Source organism: Nocardia pneumoniae NBRC 100136 (assembly GCF_000308755.1).
Classification (GTDB): Bacteria; Actinomycetota; Actinomycetes; order Mycobacteriales; family Mycobacteriaceae; genus Nocardia; species Nocardia pneumoniae.
Window position 1 is genome coordinate 109,676 of record NZ_BAGF01000151.1, and the last position, 19,498, is coordinate 129,173.

A 19,498-nucleotide genomic window follows, 5' to 3' on the forward strand; every position below is an offset into this window, starting at 1 on the left:
TGTGATGAGGAAATGTATGAATGAGAACCGCACCACAGGTCTGCGCCGCGGTGCCCGCGTCGCGGGCATCGGCGCTGCCGCGGCTGTTGCCATGGGCCTGCTTTCGACCGGTGCCGCCAATGCCGATACCTTCGTGCCGTTGCCGGACGGCCACAAGATGGGACCTGGCGTGACCATCACCCGGAACGGCGAGCGGGCCCTGATTTCGCCGTCGCTGGCCGCCAACGGCACAGGTCGTGTGGTCTGGGTGTCGGGCAACGCCGTCGCCGATGTCACCGAGACGCCGGAAGGCGCCATCGGTCCCAACAACGGTCCGACGGGCAACCCCGGAACCAACAACTCCTCGACGCATGGGTCGTCGCAGCTGAGCACCGGTTACATCGTCGGCTGCCAGGTCGGCATCGCCGATGACGCGATCGCCGCGGGTGTGTCGGGCAGTGTGAACCTCAGCGGCGCGAGCGCCGGTGGTTCGATCGGCGTCAACCTCGGCCCCGGCGAGGTCAAGTTCGTTCAGATCGATTACAAGGACATCCTCAAGCCTGGTGTGTATTCCGTCGAGTACCAGGATGCCGAGATCCAGATCCAGGGTTGTGCGGGTTACACGCAGGCGCGTTCGTACACGGTTGTCGAGATCATCGGTGATCACTACTCGAAGACCACCCTCTACGGGATGCCGTTCAGCATCGGCTGACGTCTGTCGAATCCAACGAACCATCCTCCCGCTGAAGCGGACTCAACCCTCGAGGGATATCAACTATGTTCAACCGTAAGAACCTGGCACGGATGGCCGGCGTCGGCGCCGCCGCCACCATCGCCATGGGCCTGTTCTCCACCGGCGCGGCCAACGCCGACACCTTCGTCCCGCTGCCGGGCGGGGAACTGACCAAGACGCTGTCGGACGGCACCGTCGTGACCATTCGCCTGGTCGGCGAATCGGCCAACATCAACCCCTCCATGGGCGCTACACCCTTGCACCGCAACGCGTGGGTCTCCGGAAGCGCGCAGGTCGAGCTCTCCGGCGCGGCGGGTGGACTAATTTTTCCCGGCTATACCGTCGGCTGCCAGGTCAACATCGCCGGTGGTGGTGCCACCGGCGGTGTGGACGGCAATGTGGACTGGAGCGACGGGCAGAACGTCACTGGTGGCGTGGGCGCCAACTCCGGCGGCAACCTCTCGCTCGGCCCCGGTCAGGCGAAGTCGTTCTATGTGCTCGATCTGGAGCAGGCCGACGACTTCGGCAACGAGACCCACAAGATCCGCAATTCTTTCAAGGGCACCAGCGGTTCGGTGGCGTGGGCCGACGAGACCATCGGCCTGAACGGCTGCGCGGGCTACGCCCAGGCGCGCGCCTTCGTCAGCGTGTACGTCGAGACCGAGAGCATTACCACCTGGGTGACGCTGTGGGGACAACCCTTCAGCCTCGGCTGAGGCTGGACGCCACTCCGCCTAACGCGAACTGGCAGATGCGGCCGGAGTTGGTGAGCAGCTGGTCGGGCTCGTCGGGGTAAAGGTGTCGGCGGCCGGCACAGCTGCGGTATCGAGGATTGCCAAGTACGTCGACCCCGACGATCCCACCAGCGTTGATGGCACTGATCCGACTGCCAGTTGTGGTTTCGCTTCGTCGAATGGCACGGCTTCGCCGGGTATCGCAGTCGGGCTACTACGCATATCTGGAAGCGCAATCCGACAACGTTCTCACCGATCGGCAGCAGCGACGGGCGGGCCTCGAAACGAAGATCGCCACTGTCCATCGCCAGTCCGACGGCGGGTACACATCCCGGGTGCATTTCGCGACCAGGGCGAGCGGGTCGCAGCCAAGACTGTCGCCAAGATCATGTCCCAGGCCGAAGGAATCAGTCCTCCAACTTTCGAAGTGCGCGTTACCAAGGCCGATCCGGCGGTGCTGTTCCCGCCGGATCTGGTGAAACGCCATCTCGATCAAGGTCGCTTCGACGCCCGACATGGTCACCGGCGCCATCGATGCGGTGGTCGCTGAGCCTGGCGGCCGAGTCCACGGGCACGATCGCGTACTCGGATCGCGGCAGGGAGGTTCACCGCGGCACCTGACCGCGTAAGCCTTCTGGAACCAAGGGGCGCCCCGGTCTGTGCGCGCGACCGATCTCTTGGAACAGTGGTCCTTCCGAATAGCCGATACGCCACGAAGGCCAGCAGCCGGCCTGGGCGCCGCGCTGAACGGAGTTACTATTCCGGCCCCATCTGTCCCATCGGATGACCTCTACCCGGATCGAGCCAACACGCGACAGCTTTCCAATCATTAGAAGTCATCCGTGTACGAGCGTGCTCGCTGACACACGAGGCATGCAGGCGTTGACGTCGCTCCATTGTGGAAAACAACGTTATTCCGCATAAACCGCAATAAATGTGGTCCACCAGTTATCCGATTTCATCAGGTAGTGCTTCCGGGCACGGATGCGCAAAGATTGCCGATATTCCTCCGACGCCTGACCAGAAAGCCATGATGAGGGCCCGTTCGGGTCCACGCCATTGTGGACCGTCATCGGCGTCGTTGCCAGACGGCGGAGTGTCGAGCACCCACACCCGAAACGGAAATCCCGGAACACCGGAGCGGCGCGCCGCTCTGATGGCCTGCCGTGGGGACGGTTCACGGGAAACGGCACTCGTACAGTCGTGCGGCTGTCCCGCATCATCAGATTCCTCTCCATCCCATGGGTAATTGGAGACGTCGTTCCCGGATCTGATCTACCATTTCGGCATATCCTTCACGAGCTTCGCTCAGGTGAAACCACGCTTGGTGCCGCTTATCGGATTCGGCTGAATGCAGAACCGTCCACCACGCCTCCGCGAAAATCTTTGCGATATGATTCATCACCTCCCCCAATGAGTGCGTGTGTTTGCGCGCGCCTTTCGTGCGCGGTACGTAACATGCCGCCCATGCGTTGATTTCGTCGACAAGTTCTTCGATTTGCGCCCGGACTTGCTCACAAGTGTTGCCGACCCGCAGAGGTTCCCGGTCGAGCTTGGCATGTATCAATTCGGCGTGCAGATCGCTGAGATCTCGCGCCCACCCGGCAAGGGGTGTCGTATTGTCGCTGCGACCCGAGATCGCCTGAAGCAGATGCTCGGGCTCCAATAGCGGCACCGCCCTGTTCGACGAAGGCTGTGCGGCTGGCTCGGTGACGCGTGAGGCATATCCGGGTATATACATTTCTCATTACCTCACGGGTTGCCTCCGATGACGGCGCAGAGTTCCGCGATCCTTACCGCGACGATGCAGGGATCACTCGGCCGGCGTCCATCGATGCCGAATGCAACATAAAATTTACAGGTGCCGCTGAGGTCGGTACCAGAATGCCACATCGAGGTCATCATGGACTCCTGCTGAACTCCACAAAAGAACGATGTACTCAGCATGGCAGTCTTATCTCTTGGCCGGAATCCGTAAGTTGACCGATATTGCGCTCCGGGGCGAGTTCGGCGCCGCCTCAGAGGCGGCTGTCCAGTTGCGCGACGTGTGTCGATACACCCCTTGTCGGCTGAATCGGAGGCGGCGGATCGGTCATTGCGCGCGAGAGGTGGGACGGTGATGTACCTGTTGCCGGTCATGGGCCTCGGCAAGTCGGTTTGTCGTGCGCAGGACTATCCCCGGGAGATCATGCAGCAGGTCGCGGCGGACTTCGCCGGCCGAGAGCGCACTGCGGAGTCACCGGCTGCGCGCCGGTGACTCCGCAGTGTTGTGGAGCAGGTGCCTGCATGCGGCCGCCATGGTGAATTCGAGTGCGGGGTATGGAACTGTCGCAGAGGTGTGCTCGGTCGATATTCAGTTCGTCATCACTTCGAAGATCATGCCGGAATCACTCCGGTGAACACGAGGACCGCGGGAAGAAGTGCGGTGCCGATCGCTTCGGCTACTGCGACCAGCGCGGTGGCGCGGACAAAGGGTCTGCCCAATCCAAGGGTGAGGAAGAACAGGAACCACAGCCCGGCCCATGCAAACCAGCTGATCGCGATCCAGTGGTCGAACGTGCCGTGGGCGATCGACAGCGAATGGACGCCAAGAGGGACGGCGACCCCTGTCACCACGAGTGAGAACCACCCGAGTGCGGCACCGCTGACTCCGGTGAACTGGTTGGCACCTACCCACAGATAGGTCAGCGCGAACAGTCCGATGTAGGCAGCGGGCGCCGCGCTCGCGGCGTCGGCGCTCTTCGCCAGGGTCAACGCGATGATTACCGCGCCGACGAGCCCGGTGAACACGTTGACAACTGCGATGTCTTTGCCGGCCAGCTGAATCGAGGAACCCGATGCGGTGGAACGCCACATCCAGATTCCGTTGACGAACAGGCTCGCGCCGACGAACAGGAGAAATACGGGGAGCATTTCTGGGCACGCTTTCGTGAAATGGTTGTGGCGCCGCATCGCCGGCGCCACAACCGATTGGCGGTCCGCTAGGAGGCGGAGTTGGTCGTCGGCTCTGGGGCTTCGGACGCGCCCGCCGGTGCGGGGCCGTCCTGGAGGAACCGGTCGAGAACATTGCGCGTCAGCCGGGAGACGTTGTTGTCGTAATTGTTGTGCGACAGCGAACCGCAGTATGCGATCGAGCTGCAGGACCAGACGCCTCCGCCGCCCTGGGTCGGGAAATACGTGATGTCACCACGGACCCGACCGTTCTGCGTCCCGCCGGTACCGGGAACGTTGAAGTACAGTTCCTCGGCGACTTCGAGGTAGACGTCGGTGTGTCCCTCGGACGTCGCGCCGATGACCGTTTCGGGCGGTGTTCCCAGCGAGGCGTCGTAGATGTCGAGTTCCAGTCCGGCGGCGCCGTCGCCCACCAGTCCAAAGTCGCCGATGCGTTCGTGGCGGCCGATTCCGTCGAACATCCAGTCCGCGGCGCCGCCGAGTCCATCGGCGACGCGGCGGAAGTACGAGGAGACATCGAATCCTTCCGAACCGAAGCCGACCCCGACCAGACGCTGCGGCGCCCGGCCGCGATGCCGCCAGAGGGTGCCGTACTCGCCGGTGAAAGACAGGTGGTACTCGCCCGGCTTGCACTTCCAGGCGTTCGAGCCGTTGCCCTTGCGGACCTCGATCACGCTCGGGTCCTCGGGGTCGAAGTTGATCACCCAGTAGAAGCCGTTGGCGCCGAGGTACATCAACCGGCCGCCCTCAGCGGTGTACTGGTGGATCGCGTCGAGCATCTGTTCGGAGTAGTACTCGGGATGCGAACCGGTGAGCACGACGCGATACGGGGCGATCGCGTCCACGCCCTGAAGTTGGAGATCTTCGTCGGTGAGGACGTCGAACTCATAGCCGAGTTCGGTCAGCCAGTCGATCAGGTGCAAGTCGGCGTTGAACTGCCACAGTGATGGAGAGAGCCAGTGCCGAAAGCCGGGCCGCATGTTGAGGATCGGTCGCTGCCGAGTGGAGTACGCGACACCGGATCCGTCGGTGTGCTGATCGTAGGTGGACAGGCCGAACTCGCGGTGCTCGCTGAGCACGATGTTGTTCTGTTCGAGGACGGGAGTCCTTGCGACGAACAGCTGTGCGAGCGGAGCCGAGAGGCTCACGTGGTCGTTCGCGTACGCCATGTAGCTGGCCGTGGGCGCCAGGAAACAGATCTTCTTCTCGTTTCCCACCTCGGCTTTGACATAGAACGGGACGTAATCCACGTCGTTGTCGGCGACGAGCCGGGCGGCGTACAGACCGGACGGCAGACCTTCAGGGACGGTGAGGGTGAAGTCGATATCCCATTCCGCGTCCGCGAGGTCGTCGTCGTGGAAGTGGATAGCACCGTATTCGGAAGGCGCGTGGATGAAGTTCTGTTCCTTCGCCTGCCAGTTGTAGCCGGTCACCGCCCTCGTGGGCATGTTGACCGCGGTGCCGTGCAGGCCGTGGCGGGACACGTCGGTGATTCGGCGCGGCTGTTTGATGCCCTCGGGCGTGATCTCGGTGTCGAAGTTCCAGGCGGCGATCAGGCCTGGGTCTCGCGGGTTCTCGATCTGACCTTCAGCCTCTAAGGGAGACAGGGCGATCGAGTGCACTCGAGGGCGATCGATCTTTCCATTGAAGTGGTTCCCGACGATGATCCGGCCGGTGTCGGCGATGTGATCCACCTGTCCGGCGATAACCAAGGCCATATCGGTGGAGACCGGAACCAGCGAGCTGTACTCACTCACGATCGCGGTAGTCGAGGCGAATGAGGAGGCCACCGCGAAGCGGCTGTTGGTCGGCGTGACGACAGGTACCTGCGAGACGGTGAGTGTGCCGTCGGCTGTACGCGAGCCGGTGACCAAGTACCACAGGCCGGAGATCAGCGGTGCCCCGGCGCTGAGCCGCTGCGTGTTCCCCGCGCCGTTGCCCACCCACAGCTGGGTTGAGCCGTCCTCACCGATGAACAGTCCAACACCGGCATCGGAGGCACCGTCCCACTTGGTGATCAGGCCTTGGATGCCCCGCTCGGGAGTGGTCGGGAAGACCAGTGTCTGCAAGGTCCACTCGATGGTCAGATCCAGCCGGCGATGGTGCGGGACCATCACGTGTGATCCGCTGTGCACTCGCTGGATCCGGCCGGGGAAATCGGCGTCGACATGCGTGGCCACCGGCTCGATCTTCTCCCCCGGGCCATCCGGGTTCGTGTCGCCATGGATGAGCTTGACGATGTCGGCGTGATAGGTGGGGGTTTCACAGCTGACAGCGAAGTCGATCTGCTCCCCTGGATGGGCGGACAGTTGCTTGGAGTAGCCGAGTACCTTCATCGGTCACGCCTCGATTCCATTGAGCAGGCCGTTGTCGCTGAGCCTCTTGACGAAGAGTCCGTGCTCGGCCTCGAAACGATCGGAATATGTGTCATCGAGCAGACGCGGCGGCTGGTGTGGCTCGCCGGTAATCTCGGCGATGCGCCACTCCTGATGGGGGACGGTGCAGACGAGGATATATTTGCCGACCATGCTCAAATGGTGTTTTCGGAGGTAGATCAGGACGCGTTCGAGATCGTCCGAATGCTTTCCGACAGGCAGCCGGCGATGCTCCTCGATGATCGCACTGGTAATGCGCGGTCTGACCTCGTGGTCGAGGATGTAGTCCTCCACCTGTCGAAAGGCGACCGCCTCTCTCTCGTACTGCTGGGTCAAAGTAGGCAAGGTCATTTCGATCTCCAGATCCATTGGGCTGGTATCCGATCCGGTCCGGGTCGGCGTGATCGGGGATGCTATTGCTGGAGGGGTCACTGAACATTGGGCATGAACCCATTTACAAAAGTCGTCTCAAGTGATAAAAACGGTCGAGTCTTGACCCCCGGCCCGGGAGAAGGAGGCGGATGGTCACCGCATTCGATGCACTCGCCGCGATCGGGGTGAAACTCGCCGTCCGCACGCCCAGCGCCGATCTCCATCAGGAGGTCGCGCACATCTTCCGATCAGCATCACACGGCGATACTGTTGCGCTGACCCAGTTCAACCCAGTGACCGGGCGCCACGACACGGTCATCAACCTCGAGTATCCGAAAGCTGTTCTGCACCACCTGAACACTTGGTTCGTAGAGCACGACGAAGTGTATCGGTACATGCGCACCGTGGACCGGACACCGTTGCGGTGGAAGGATATGCCGTTCCCCTACGAGTCGATGTTCTCCGCTGAACATGTCTTCCGGCCCTCCGGATTCAACGAGGGTGTGACAGCTTGCCTATACAATCAGGACGGCCGATACACCGGTGCGCTACATATAAGCACCACGGACCGTGACCAGCCGCCGGACGAGGCGATGCAATTGCTGTCGGCCTCGCAAACGCTTCTCGGAACACTCATCGACTGGTGGGCGACAAGCGATACGCCCTCGACCGAAGACCAAAATGCGTTCCGCGTCGTGGTCGACCCGGCCCGCAAACTGTGGTTTCAACCGTCATCAGCGTCAGCGGAGCCCACGAAGGAACTCCTCGACGAAGTGATCTCGGTTTCGCTTCCGAGGTCGCTGATGAGCATTCCCAACCATGCGTATCTCCACTGGCAGGGCTCGACGTTCGCGGTCCGATCCTGCCGCAGAGGCAATCACATCGTGCTCGACGTGCGCGCTGAGGACGTGCCTGCCCGCTTGACCGCTCGGGAGCTGGACATCTCCACGCTGCTCATCGAAGGTTTGACCAATGCCCAGATCGCGAAAATGCTCTGCATCTCAACGAAGACTGCCTCTCGTCATGTCGAGAACATCATGGCAAAACTGGGTGTTTCCACCCGCACCACCGCCGCCGTGAGGTGCGCCGAAGTCGGCCTCCGCAACTGGGAATCCACCGACCGGATTGCACGCTGAGGACCGCTGTCCGAACCGGGCGGACTGCTGTGATCGAGCAGTCACAACCGCGGTTAAGACCGAGGATTCGGTATCGTCGAAATGGAGCTTCGCGGGATAGGTTGCGGCGCTGACGGTTTGAGCTATAGCTCGGACTGATCGGGGTGTACTTACTCCGGTCGGAGATGCAGCCAGCGGCGATCCGATGATCACCGGGGCCGTTACCGACCAGTGCGCGTGCCGCGGATCAGTCTGTGGTCGGTTTTCGTGCGATACCGGGTTGCTCGCACAGCAGCAGGCCTTCGTTCACCGCCATCGCCGCCAGTTGCGCTCTGGAAGCACAGCCGAGCTTCCCGAGAAGATGCTCCACGTGCGTGGAAACGGTCCGCGGACTCACGTAGAGCCGCTTGGCGATCTCCGGGTTCGAGAGGCCTGATGTGACCAGATGAAGGATCTCCAGCTCGCGGGCCGTCAGACAGTAGGGCCACGGGACTGCCTGTTCCGTGATCAGTGACAAACCACCACGGCACGGGATCACTTCGATCCGGTGACACAATCCGATCCGGTCACGCCAGAGGAAGCGGCGGTGATGGTGCCGTCCGTGCGGCTTGGCCAACATCCTCCGCAGCTCGGTTCCCTCGGCGAGTTCGGGGCCGGTCGCTCGTCCGGGAAGCTCTGTCGCGTTCCCGTGCGCTGATACGACGAGAGCGTGGACGTCGGGTGCCAGCGCTTCGGCCAGGACTTGTGGTGCCCGGAGCGAGTCGCAGACAAGGGCGAGGATGGGCTGGAACTGCTCGATGGTCTCTCGCCGGTCGTCGGTCGCCTCGCGGGGGCGAGACCAACTCATATGCAGTGAACCCGTGTATCGTCCGTCGCGGAGACGCAGACAGATGGTGGTTCCCTCGTGGAAGCCGTCGGGTATGAGGAATTCCTCCGCGGTCTGGGTCTTCGAGAAGTCCAAGTCCCACTCTTGGGACATGTCGCGCCACCGCAGTGCACGCGTGAGTCTGTGGATCAGCTGGAAGCCGGGGTTGTCCCTGACATACGAATCGTTGAGGTGGGTGAGGGTGCGCTCGGGGTAGCCGTCGGCGGCCAGGGTCTGGTGAATGTGGGATGCCGTCGTCGGGTCCCAGGCGCACAGTGCGTACGCGGCGCTGGGCACCAGCTCGCGAAGAATGCCCGACACCTCTTCCGCGAAGGACGTGGCCCCCTCCTTCGGGTCGGCCGATGTGGCGGGGCTTTGCAGGCGCTCCAGAATGGTTTCCATGCCCATGGCCGATCACCAGGCTTCTATTCTTCGAGCTGCACTCGGCCAGCTATCTACTCCGTCAGTTGTGGGGAGAATTGTACGCCCGATCCGCGGCCTCGCTATCCGTCAAATGACGTATAGCGCCGCATGCGCTGGGGCCGGAGTGCGATGGGATTTGTAGCGCTGGGGCAACGCCCCGCACTGCAGCCGCGCTCCCGTCGACAAGCCCGTGGCTCACCGGCTGATCCCCACTTAGGCGATCGATCCGGCCGCGGCTGAGGGGGTCTGCTGCTGGTGTGACCTGCGCGCGGCCCACAAGCGAACTGCTCGGCCCCATCGCTTCGCCCAGCCCCGCTCTCGTGAGGAGGCGTGTCGACGCTGGCGTCGACCCTTTTGAATCGGTCAACTGACGTATTGTCGGCCGCGGTCAAGCGGTACCAAGCTGCTCGGGAGAGCGTAACTGGGCGTTCACCACCAAAAGGGAGTGCTAGATATCCACCGCCGAACAGACATACTCGGCACTGTCACAGTCCATCGTGGAGTGGGACGTGTAGTCCTGCCCCTTCGAATCGGGTCCCACTGTCGAGACCGGTGCCCCAGCCGACCGCCGAACACCGACTCGAAGCCGAATGTCCCGCACATCCACGACGGAGTCGGGATCCAGCGGCCGCCCGCACCGCCCGCGATGGCGGTCGTGCCGGCGCCGTAGCTCCTCCCGCCCTGTAGCGGGAACCGCCGGAGTTGTCGGGACGAATTGCAATGTGCCGCGTGGACTGCTGGTCCTCGGGCCGGGTGCTGAAATCGATCCCGTTCAGCGCCAAGCCGAACTGGCACACGCGGTACGGGACCAGATCGACGCGGTGGCCGCGCTGAGGACAGTGCATGCCGTGCCCGTACCGCCCAAAGACGCCAGCCCGCGAAAGCGATGCGTGGCATCGCCGACCATCGCCACCAACTAGGTCCACCGTCGACGAACAGTGCCACCCAACCACGACGCCCCTCATGCGCATAGGTGCGCCATGGCAGTGAACATGGCGTGCACCTCGGCGAGGAACCCAACTGCGAAACGTGCGCAATCGGCATCTTGACCATGCGGAATGTTTCATAACGTGCAACACTGATTCATGACAGAAGACAACGACGGAAGATGAGGTCCATCCGCATGAACGACAGAGCCGAGTTCCTGATCATCGGAGGGGGCCTGGAAGGACTCGCTATCGCATGGTCGCTGGCCGAGTCCGGTGCGACGGACGTGCTGGTGGTCGAGCGAAACACTCTGTGCTCGGGAATGACCGGCAAATCCAGCGGCGTGGTGCGCTGCCACTACGGCGCGCCGTCAGTGGCCGCCATGTCCTGGTGGTCGGTGCCGTTCTTCGAGAACGCGCGCGAAATCTTCGGGGACGACATGGGTTTCAGGCAGTGCGGCTATGTGGTCGGCGTGGGCGCGGACAATGTGGACCCGCTGAAGGCCAATGTGGCCATGCAGCAGGGAATCGGTGTCGAGGTGGAGCTGATCGGTCGCGCCGAGATGGCCGAGCTGTGGCCCGGTCTACGGCTGGACGATTTCGCCGCGTTCGCCTACGAGCCACGTGGCGGTCGCGGCGAAGCCTACTTGACCGGAATGGCTTTCGGCACGGCTGCACGCAAGCGTGGAGTGCGCATTCGCCAGCAAACGCCCGTTGTCGAACTGATGGCGGCCGGTGACCGCGTCGTAGGCGCCCGGATGGCCGACGGAACCGAGGTGCAGGCCGGGACGGTCGTGCTGGCCGCGGGGCCGTGGACACCCGGGCTCGCTGCCACCGTCGGTGTGAAGGTGCCGGTGAAAGCCCAACGTGCCCAGCTGGTTGTGATCGATCAAGGGGAGCCGTTGCCGCCGGTGCCGGTGCTCTCGGACCTCGCGTGCCTGCAATACCTGTGCCGCGAACCGAATGGAGAGCTTCTGGCGGGCAATAGTGATCATGCGGTGCCGGAGTACATCGACCCGGACGATTTCGTCAACCGCGCCGACGATTCCACCATCGAGAAGGTCATAAGCAGGGTCGATCACCGGCTGCCCCACATGTTCGATCCCCGCATCACCGGCAGTTATGTCGGCGCGTACGACGTGACGCCGGACTACAACCCGATCATCGGCCCGTCACCGGTTCCGGGTCTGTTCCTGGCCACCGGTTTCTCCGGCCACGGTTTCAAGTTCTCGCCGGCCGTGGGCCGTCTGGCGGCGGATCTGCTGCTGGACGGGCACACCACGCTGCCGCACGTGGACGCAGCTGCCTTCCGCTACTCACGCTTCGCAGAGGGCCGCCCGCTGCTCAGCCCTCACCCGTACGCGGGTGCCGGTGAAATGCGCTGAACCCGACCATACCTATTCCACCTCGCTGTTCCCAGGAGCCGACATGGCGATAGAGCTCACCACCGCCGCACCAACTACGTCCATCACGACGCAGGGCACGCTGCCCGAGCAGGCACGCGCCTACGGCGCCGCCTTCATTCTCGCTGTGTTCACCACGCTGTCCGGAAAGCCATGCGCCAAGCTGGTTCCGGTGCAGGCGGTGGATCAGCTGGCCGAAGAAGGCGTCGGATTCGCCGGATACGCCGCGGGCATGATGGGCCAGCAGCCACCCGACCCCGATCTGATGGCGATTCCAGATGCCGCCACTTTCACGCCGATTCCCTTCGTGCGGCCGGGTTTGGCGATGGTGCACTGCACACCGCACGTCGAGGGCGAACCGTGGCCCTTCGCACCTCGGGTGATCCTGGAACGCACCCTCGCGCGCGCCGCCGAACGCGGGTACACCGTCAACATCGGCGCGGAGATCGAATACTTCCTGGTGGACAAGACACCGCAGGGCCTCACCCCGGCCGATGCCGCCGACGTGGGCCTCCATCCCTGCTACGACGCCCGCGATGTGACCCGCATGTACGACCATCTGGCCGAGGTGTCGCAGGCCATGAACGCGCTGGGCTGGGGCAACTACGCCAGCGACCACGAGGACGCCAACGGGCAATTCGAGCAGAACTTCGACTACGCCGACGCCCTCACTACGGCGGACCGAGTGATCACCGCCCGCTACCTGTTGTCGGTGATCGCCGAGAAGCGCGGCATGAAGGCTACTTTCATGCCCAAGCCCTTCACCGACCGCACCGGGTCGGGCATGCACATGCACCTGTCACTGTGGGCGGATGATCGGCCACTCTTCCCCGACGCGGATGATCCGCGTGGACTGGGGCTGTCACCGACAGCTTACCGCTTCCTCGCCGGCGTGCTCGAGCACGCGTGCGGGCTGCAAGGCATCATCGCGCCGACGGTCAACTCCTACAAGCGAATCGGTGCGACCAGTACGTCCAGCGGGGCCACCTGGTCACCACGCCACGCCACCTATGGCGGCAACGACCGCACCCACTACTTACGCGTCCCGGATTCGAATCGCGTCGAACTGCGCGGCGCGGACGGTTCGGCCAACCCGTATCTGGCCATGGCAGCCGCGGTAGCGGCGGGCCTCGACGGCATCGACCGGGAACTGGACCCCGGCGCACCGGGTGAACGCCGCGGCGACATGCTCCCGATGACCCTTGTCCACGCCATGGACGCACTGGAGTCTGATCCGGTGCTGACCGCGGCCCTCGACATAGCCGGTCCCGGTGTGGCCGCCTACTTCACCGAGCGCAAGCGCGAGGAGTTCTTCGCCTGGCACAACACGGTCTCCGACTGGGAGATCGAGCACTACCTGACCGCCTTCTGAAACCCCTGGAGGACAACCATGTGCGGCATTGTCGGCCTGCACCTACGCGATCCCGCGCTGTATCCGAACCTGGGCGAACTGCTCACCGGCATGCTGGATCAAATGTGCGACCGCGGACCGGATTCGGCCGGAATGGCGGTCTATGGCGATCCGGTGTGGTCACCACCCGACACCACCACCGTTTCGCTGCTGGATTGTGCGCTGCCGACCGATGACTTCGGTGAAAAGCTCACCACAGCCCTGGGAGTGCCGGTAATTGCGCATGCTCAAGGTCCAACTGTGGTGCTGAGTTCGATCGCATCGTCGGAGGATCTGATCGCCGCGGTGCGGGTGCTCGCACCGCTATCCCGGGTGATCGGCTTCGGCAACGATTTGGCGGTGCTCAAGGGTGTCGGCAACCCCACCGAGGTGGCGCATCGTGTCGGACTGCCGTCCGCGCAGGGCTGGCAGGGTGTGGCGCACACCCGGATGGCCACCGAATCCGCGGTCAGCGCCGAGGGAACGCACCCGTTCTCCGTCGGTGCGGGCCAATGCCTGGTGCATAACGGCTCGTTCAGCAATCACATGAGCGTGAAGCACGAATTGCAACGCCACGGTGTGGAGTTCGACAGCGAGAACGACACCGAGGTGGCGGCCCGCTTCGTCGCCGCGCAGCTGGGGCAGGGCGCCGACTTGGAGAAGGCGCTACAACTGGTCAACGAGGTCTTCGACGGCTTCTACACATTGCTGGTCTCCACGAGCGATTCGTTCGCCGTGGTGCGCGACGCCATTTCCTGCAAACCCGCGGTCATCGCAGAGACCGACCGCTGGGTGGCCATGGCCTCGGAGTATCGCGCCCTGGCTGATCTGCCGGGCATCGACCGGGCACGCATTTTCGAACCCGAACCGGAAGAGGTGTACATATGGCGGCGATCGTGACCGAGCGCACCGTCTTGGACGTGGCTGCACTCGGCACCCGCGCAGTCAATTCCGTACTGCTGGGCTCCGATGCTCCGGCTGCGGCGACTCTGGCGAACCCGCGCGGCGCCCATGCGCTGGCGTGTGGGCTGAACCGCGACACGGATATCGTCGTCGACGGCAACGTCGGCTACTACTGCGCGGGCATGAATCAGCACGCCAACGTCACGATCAACGGCAGCGCCGGCGTCGGCGTCGCCGAGAACATGATGTCCGGCACCGTGCGAGTCCACGGCGACGCCTCCCAGTCGGCAGGTGCGACCGCGCACGGTGGATTGCTGGTCATCGACGGCAACGCCGGAGCGCGCTGCGGCATCTCGATGAAAGGTGTGGACATCGTGGTCGGTGGCAACATCGGCCACATGAGCGCCTTCATGGGGCAGGCCGGCCGCCTGGTGGTGCTCGGGGATGCCGGTGAAGCGCTGGGTGATTCGCTCTACGAAGCGCGGATCTACGTGCGCGGCACAGTCGCCTCGCTGGGCGCGGACTGCGTTCGCAAGCCGCTGCGCGAGGAGCATGTGGCCGAACTGCGCGAACTGCTGTCCGCGGCCGGATTCGAAGCCGACCCCACGGAATTCAATCGCTACGGCTCAGCCCGGCAGCTGTACCACTTCCATGTGGACAACGCAGGGGCTTACTGAGGAGGTCGCCATGACATATACCACCCCGCAAAACATTCATCCGGCGCTACGCGAATCGGCGAGCTTCGACCGGCGCGTCATCGCCGAGATCCAGCGCGCCGCCGAGACCGGCATCTACGACATCCGCGGCTGGGGTGCCAAACGCCCGCTACCGCACTTCGACGATCTGCTGTTCCTCGGCGCTTCCATGTCCCGTTACCCGCTCGAGGGTTACCGGGAACGCTGCGACACCGATGTGGTGCTCGGCGACCGGTATGCGAAACATCCTCTGCACCTCGACATTCCGATCACCATCGCAGGCATGAGCTTCGGCGCGCTGTCCGGCCCGGCCAAGGAAGCGCTGGGGCGCGGCGCGAGCGCTGTGGGCACCTCCACAACCACCGGGGACGGCGGCATGACACCGGAAGAGCGCGGCCATTCCAAATACCTGGTGTATCAGTATCTTCCATCGCGCTATGGCATGAACCCGGACGACCTGCGAAAGGCAGACGCAGTAGAAATCGTACTCGGCCAGGGCGCGAAGCCCGGCGGAGGCGGCATGCTGTTGGGGCAGAAAATCAGCGAGCGGGTAGCCGCCATGCGCACCCTGCCACAGGGCATCGACCAACGCAGCGCTTGTCGGCATCCGGACTGGACCGGCCCGGATGATCTGGCTATCAAGATCCTGGAACTGCGGGAAGTCACGCAGTGGGAGAAGCCGATCTACATCAAGGTCGGGGCTACCCGCACCTACTATGACGTCAAACTCGCGGTGAAGGCGGGCGCGGACGTCGTTGTGGTGGACGGTATGCAAGGTGGCACGGCGGCCACCCAGGATGTCTTCATCGAACACGTCGGCATCCCGACACTGGCCGCTATTCCCCAAGCGGCGCGAGCTCTTCAGGAGCTAGGGGTGCATCGCAAAGTGCAGCTGATCGTCTCCGGCGGCATTCGCACCGGGGCCGACGTGGCCAAGGCCATGGCACTTGGCGCGGACGCGGTCGCCATCGGAACGGCGGCGCTGATCGCGTTGGGCGACAACCACCCTCGCTACGCCGCCGAGTACGAGGCGCTCGGTTCTGCCGCCGGCTGCTACGACGATTTCCAGGAAGGTCGCGACCCGGCCGGTATCACAACCCAGAACCCAGAGCTCGCTGCCCGCCTGGACGCCGTCGCGGGCGGTCGTCGCCTGGCGAACTACCTCCGGGTGCTCACCATGGAGGCGCAAACCTTGGCCCGCGCCTGCGGCAAATCCCACCTGCGCAACCTCGAACCCGAAGACCTCGTCGCACTGACCGTCGAGGCGGCGGCGATGGCTCGTGTCCCCTTGGCGGGCACGAACTGGATCCCCGGAGCGGTCGGATGAACGCCGAGCCGGCTGCGGCCGCGCACGTTTTCGATGCACTGTGGACGGAGATCCTGGACGTCGGCCGCCACCCGGCTACCGGCGGCTACCGGCGCTTCGCCTGGTCCGATCCAGACCTCACCCTCCGTGAGTGGTTTCGCGGCTGCGCGGCCGCACGCTCGATGGATCTGGAGGAAGACCGCAACGGCAATCTCTGGGCCTGGTGGCTTCCGCGCGACTGGATCGGAGATCCAAAGGGCGCTTTCGTCACCGGCTCCCACCTGGATTCCGTCCCCGACGGCGGCGCGTTCGACGGTCCACTGGGCATAGTATCCGCCTTCACGGCTGTCGACCTGCTCCGCGAGCGCGGGATGGAGCCGTCGATACCCATCGCGGTGGTCGCCTTTTCAGATGAGGAGGGCGCGCGTTTCGGTGTCGCCTGCATCGGCTCGCAGTTGTCGACCGGCGCGCTGTCGCCCAATCGGGCCCTCGGGCTGCGGGACGTTGACGGGATCACGTTGGCGGAGGCGCTGATTCGTACAGGTCGGAATCCGGAGTCGCTCGGTGCGGACCCCAGCATCACCGATCGGGTCGGCGTCTTCGTGGAGCTGCACATCGAACAGGGCCGCGCCCTCGACCTGATCGACAGCCCGATCGCACTCGCCTCCGCCATCTGGCCGCACGGTAGATGGGAATTCGACTTCACAGGCGAGGCCAATCACGCGGGCGCGACCAGGCTGATCGACCGCCACGATCCGATGCTCGCCTTCGCCTCGGCGGTGCACACCGCCCGTACGGAAGCAACCGCCTGCCACGCGGTAGCAACCTTCGGCAAGGTGCTGGTCTCCCCCAACGGCACCAACGCGATCCCGTCCCGGGTGCGCGCCTGGCTGGATGCCCGCGCCGCCGACCAGCCCACGCTCGACATGCTGGTCTCCCGCATCGAAGCACGAGCGCGGACCTACGCCTCAGCCGACGGCATCGGACTGACGGTCCACACCGAATCGGTCACGCCCATAGTGGATTTCCCACCAGAACCACGACTGCGTCTGTCCCACGCGCTGGCCCACCTCGGCGAGCTCCCCGTCATCGCCACGGCGGCGGGCCACGACGCGGGCATCCTCTCCGGCCGCGTACCCACCGCCATGCTCTTCGTCCGCAACCCAACCGGCGTGTCCCACTCCCCCGCCGAACACGCCGAGCCCGTGGACTGCCATCGCGGCGCGGCAGCCCTGGCTGACGTCATGACAGCCTGGGTCACACCTGGCGCTCAGTCCTCGACGTAATTATCCGGATAGGCGGTGACGGCCAGAAACCTGATGGGCAGCCGCACCAGCTCGCTGGGCCCATGCGCGCCCTCACCATCCAGGAGCAGCGTATCCCCCGCCCGCAGGGTGTATTCGGAGTCGCCGTGACCGTAGACCATCACACCCTCGAGCATGTACAGCAACTCCGTCCCCGCATGCTGAAACAGCGGGAACGTCTCACTCGCCTCCGTGAGCGTGACCAGCACGGGCTCGAGCCGCTTGTGCTGCCCGCGCAACGAACCGAGCAACTCGTAATGATGCCCCACCCGCGTGCCGCGCCCGACGATCACCGCCCCGTGCCCCGCTGGCGTGAACACTGCCTCCCGCGCACTGTCCGCACCGCGAAACAGCGACGTGACCGGCACATCCAACCCCGCCGCCAGCCGTGCCAAAGTCGACAGGCTGCACGATGTGTGCGCATTCTCGATCTTCGACAACATGGCCTTCGAAATCCCCACCTTCGCCGCCATATCCCCCACCGACAAGCCACTGGCCAGCCGCAACGCCCGCACCTGCCGCCCGATCACAGTCTCGAGCTCGACCCCGGACGGCGCATCCGGTGACACCTCGCGCTGCACCGGGGCGGGATCTCCGGTATCACGGTGTTCGGGCAGGGCACTCATACTGCGATCCTAGTGATCATTGCAGCGGCGCTACGCCCCCGCACCGACAAGGTTTCCAGCTGGCGCTCGGATGGGGAAGCGCTGTCGCCGAGACAGGGGCGGTATACGGCCGCGCTGGCCAAGCCGTTGGCCGCGAATACCAGCCGGGCGCCGCGGTGGTGGCATTACCGCCATCACCAGCAACCGGTCAGAACTCCTGTAACCGCGATTCGACCTGTCTCGGCTGTTTGACCATTTACCATTTTGCTCGCCCGATCCCGCAGTGAAGATTTCGTCAACAACCGCAGGCGGCAATCCGTGTCGCCCGCCGTGCTGGACAGCGGCCGGATCCTTGGGCGGCGCCGGCCTCGTCACGGTCGTCGTCAGCTCAGTCGTTGCGGAACTGATCTGCGCGGGGGCCAGACGCTCGGTGAATGTCTCCGCCAATGCGATGGACACACCCGAATACCTTGGTCGGCGATTCGAGTCGGCACATTCGCCGTGAGATGGACGGGTAAACGGTCACAACAGTCCCTGAACCATCGGAGGTCGCCCTTGACCGGGTGGCCCGGCGAACGCCTGCGCAATGTCAAGCCAGTTGTCCGCGACAGGGCCCGTTGCGACGAGGTCCAGGTCGCTGCGATGGCGCCGCTGCGTGACCCGCAGCGCGAAGTCGTAGGCTGAGCCGCGGACAGCGTTGTCCGCGCACGGAGAGCCGTGCTCCCATACGTTGCCGGAGGGCAGTCGGAGAGAAACGAACACGTCGTCTTCAGGGACGGCAAGGCCGTTGGCCTTGAAAGCGAAGGCACGCGCCCGGACGCCGAGATGCACGACGTGCCGCACGCGGTCGGTCGGCATGGGAACCAGACCAATGGCTTCGGCGACATCGAGACCGTGCGCCCACGTTTCCATGAACCGGGCGGTTGCCATCGAGGTCAGGCTCATCGGCTGGTCGAACCAGGGCAGCCTCCGGCCTTCGGGCTGGGCCCGGAGAGTCTTCGCGAGCAGCATTCTGGCTGTGCGCCACCGGGCCAGTAGTTCGGCCCGCGAGGTCTCCGCACCGGTCGAGGCCCCGGCGTCCACTAGCGTGCTGAGGTCTCCATCCGCTTGCAAAACCAACTCGTTCCAGCCCTGCTTGTTCGTTGCCGCCATGATGGCCGCCGCGTCGGTCCATGCCAGATGGGCGATCTGGTGCGCTACCGTCCACCCCTCAGCTGGTGTCGGAGTAAGCCACTGCTGGTCCGTGAGACCCGCTACCAGTGACTCCAACTGCTCGCCTTCGACCTCCAGGTCAGCGAGGACTTCGTCGAGCTTGCTCACTAGGGCTCCTATACGAACGCAGATTGACATGGTCGACGCAGCGATCCACATCGGCCAGCGGCATGCAGCATTTGACCGATACACGCAAGTAGGCCGCC

The 19,498-nt window shown here is 64.3% G+C and carries 17 protein-coding genes; 10 read left to right on the forward strand and 7 right to left on the reverse strand.

Translation table 11 applies throughout. The annotated features are described in order from the left end of the window. Positions 1-16 precede the first annotated feature (16 nt). Positions 17-691 (forward strand): MspA family porin, encoded by a 675-nt coding sequence (locus ON34_RS31545; protein WP_040786700.1) that lies wholly within the window; start codon positions 17-19, stop codon positions 689-691. A gap of 65 nt (positions 692-756) precedes the next feature. Next, positions 757-1,428, forward strand: coding sequence for an MspA family porin (locus ON34_RS31550; RefSeq protein ID WP_040786702.1), 672 nt, complete (start codon positions 757-759; stop codon positions 1,426-1,428). 1,240 nt (positions 1,429-2,668) lie between these two features. Here ON34_RS31550 and ON34_RS36605 read toward each other — a convergent pair. Next, the gene (locus ON34_RS36605) at positions 2,669-3,187 is read right to left on the reverse strand and encodes a hypothetical protein (protein ID WP_157172547.1); all 519 of its coding nucleotides are present in this window, start codon (positions 3,185-3,187) and stop codon (positions 2,669-2,671) included. 375 nt (positions 3,188-3,562) lie between these two features. Here ON34_RS36605 and ON34_RS36610 point away from each other — a divergent pair, with 375 nt between their 5' ends. After that, the gene (locus tag ON34_RS36610; protein ID WP_157172548.1) at positions 3,563-3,703 is read left to right on the forward strand and encodes a hypothetical protein; all 141 of its coding nucleotides are present in this window, start codon (positions 3,563-3,565) and stop codon (positions 3,701-3,703) included. A gap of 119 nt (positions 3,704-3,822) precedes the next feature. Here the strand turns inward: ON34_RS36610 and ON34_RS31565 are convergent, their stop codons facing one another. From ON34_RS31565 to ON34_RS31575, 3 genes are all read right to left on the reverse strand, one after another. Next, a complete protein-coding gene (locus ON34_RS31565; RefSeq protein ID WP_040786847.1) occupies positions 3,823-4,359 on the reverse strand; it encodes an AmiS/UreI family transporter in 537 nt (178 codons plus the stop codon). Between the two features lie 68 nt (positions 4,360-4,427). Then, the gene (locus ON34_RS31570; protein WP_040786708.1) at positions 4,428-6,734 is read right to left on the reverse strand and encodes a N,N-dimethylformamidase beta subunit family domain-containing protein; all 2,307 of its coding nucleotides are present in this window, start codon (positions 6,732-6,734) and stop codon (positions 4,428-4,430) included. A 3-nt stretch (positions 6,735-6,737) separates the two neighbouring features. Next, positions 6,738-7,142, reverse strand: a complete 405-nt coding sequence (locus ON34_RS31575; RefSeq protein ID WP_051023414.1) for a N,N-dimethylformamidase alpha subunit family protein — start codon at positions 7,140-7,142, stop codon at positions 6,738-6,740. A gap of 152 nt (positions 7,143-7,294) precedes the next feature. Here ON34_RS31575 and ON34_RS31580 point away from each other — a divergent pair, with 152 nt between their 5' ends. Continuing rightward, positions 7,295-8,281, forward strand: a complete 987-nt coding sequence (locus ON34_RS31580; RefSeq protein WP_040786710.1) for a response regulator transcription factor — start codon at positions 7,295-7,297, stop codon at positions 8,279-8,281. 226 nt (positions 8,282-8,507) lie between these two features. Here ON34_RS31580 and ON34_RS31585 read toward each other — a convergent pair whose 3' ends face one another. Beyond that, the gene (locus ON34_RS31585) at positions 8,508-9,533 is read right to left on the reverse strand and encodes a helix-turn-helix transcriptional regulator (protein ID WP_040786712.1); all 1,026 of its coding nucleotides are present in this window, start codon (positions 9,531-9,533) and stop codon (positions 8,508-8,510) included. Between the two features lie 1,138 nt (positions 9,534-10,671). On the opposite strand from ON34_RS31585, the gene ON34_RS31595 reads away from it, so the two are divergent. The 6 genes from ON34_RS31595 to ON34_RS31620 are packed head-to-tail and all read left to right on the forward strand — an operon-like array spanning position 10,672 to position 17,457. Further along, on the forward strand, positions 10,672-11,859 hold the full coding sequence (locus tag ON34_RS31595) for an NAD(P)/FAD-dependent oxidoreductase (protein ID WP_040786715.1): 1,188 nt from the start codon (positions 10,672-10,674) through the stop codon (positions 11,857-11,859). Between the two features lie 43 nt (positions 11,860-11,902). After that, complete coding sequence (glnT, locus tag ON34_RS31600; RefSeq protein WP_040786717.1) at positions 11,903-13,249, forward strand: type III glutamate--ammonia ligase; 1,347 nt, start codon at positions 11,903-11,905, stop codon at positions 13,247-13,249. 18 nt (positions 13,250-13,267) lie between these two features. Beyond that, positions 13,268-14,167 (forward strand): class II glutamine amidotransferase, encoded by a 900-nt coding sequence (locus tag ON34_RS31605; RefSeq protein ID WP_040786720.1) that lies wholly within the window; start codon positions 13,268-13,270, stop codon positions 14,165-14,167. After that, positions 14,152-14,847 carry a GltB/FmdC/FwdC-like GXGXG domain-containing protein gene (locus tag ON34_RS31610; RefSeq protein WP_040786723.1) on the forward strand — a complete coding sequence of 232 codons (696 nt, stop codon included), beginning with the start codon at positions 14,152-14,154 and terminating at the stop codon, positions 14,845-14,847. The genes ON34_RS31605 and ON34_RS31610 overlap by 16 nt, the downstream gene beginning before the upstream one ends. 10 nt (positions 14,848-14,857) lie before the next feature. Further along, a complete protein-coding gene (locus ON34_RS31615; RefSeq protein ID WP_040786725.1) occupies positions 14,858-16,192 on the forward strand; it encodes an FMN-binding glutamate synthase family protein in 1,335 nt (444 codons plus the stop codon). Continuing rightward, positions 16,189-17,457, forward strand: a complete 1,269-nt coding sequence (locus tag ON34_RS31620) for an allantoate amidohydrolase (RefSeq protein ID WP_040786727.1) — start codon at positions 16,189-16,191, stop codon at positions 17,455-17,457. The genes ON34_RS31615 and ON34_RS31620 overlap by 4 nt, the downstream gene beginning before the upstream one ends. Here ON34_RS31620 and ON34_RS31625 read toward each other — a convergent pair. Both ON34_RS31625 and ON34_RS31630 read right to left on the reverse strand, forming a co-directional pair. Continuing rightward, positions 17,442-18,101, reverse strand: coding sequence for a helix-turn-helix domain-containing protein (locus ON34_RS31625; protein ID WP_040786729.1), 660 nt, complete (start codon positions 18,099-18,101; stop codon positions 17,442-17,444). The two genes, ON34_RS31620 and ON34_RS31625, sit on opposite strands and share 16 nt — an antisense overlap. A gap of 501 nt (positions 18,102-18,602) precedes the next feature. Further along, a complete protein-coding gene (locus ON34_RS31630; RefSeq protein WP_040786851.1) occupies positions 18,603-19,400 on the reverse strand; it encodes a TIGR03084 family metal-binding protein in 798 nt (265 codons plus the stop codon). Between the last annotated feature and the right edge of the window lie 98 nt (positions 19,401-19,498).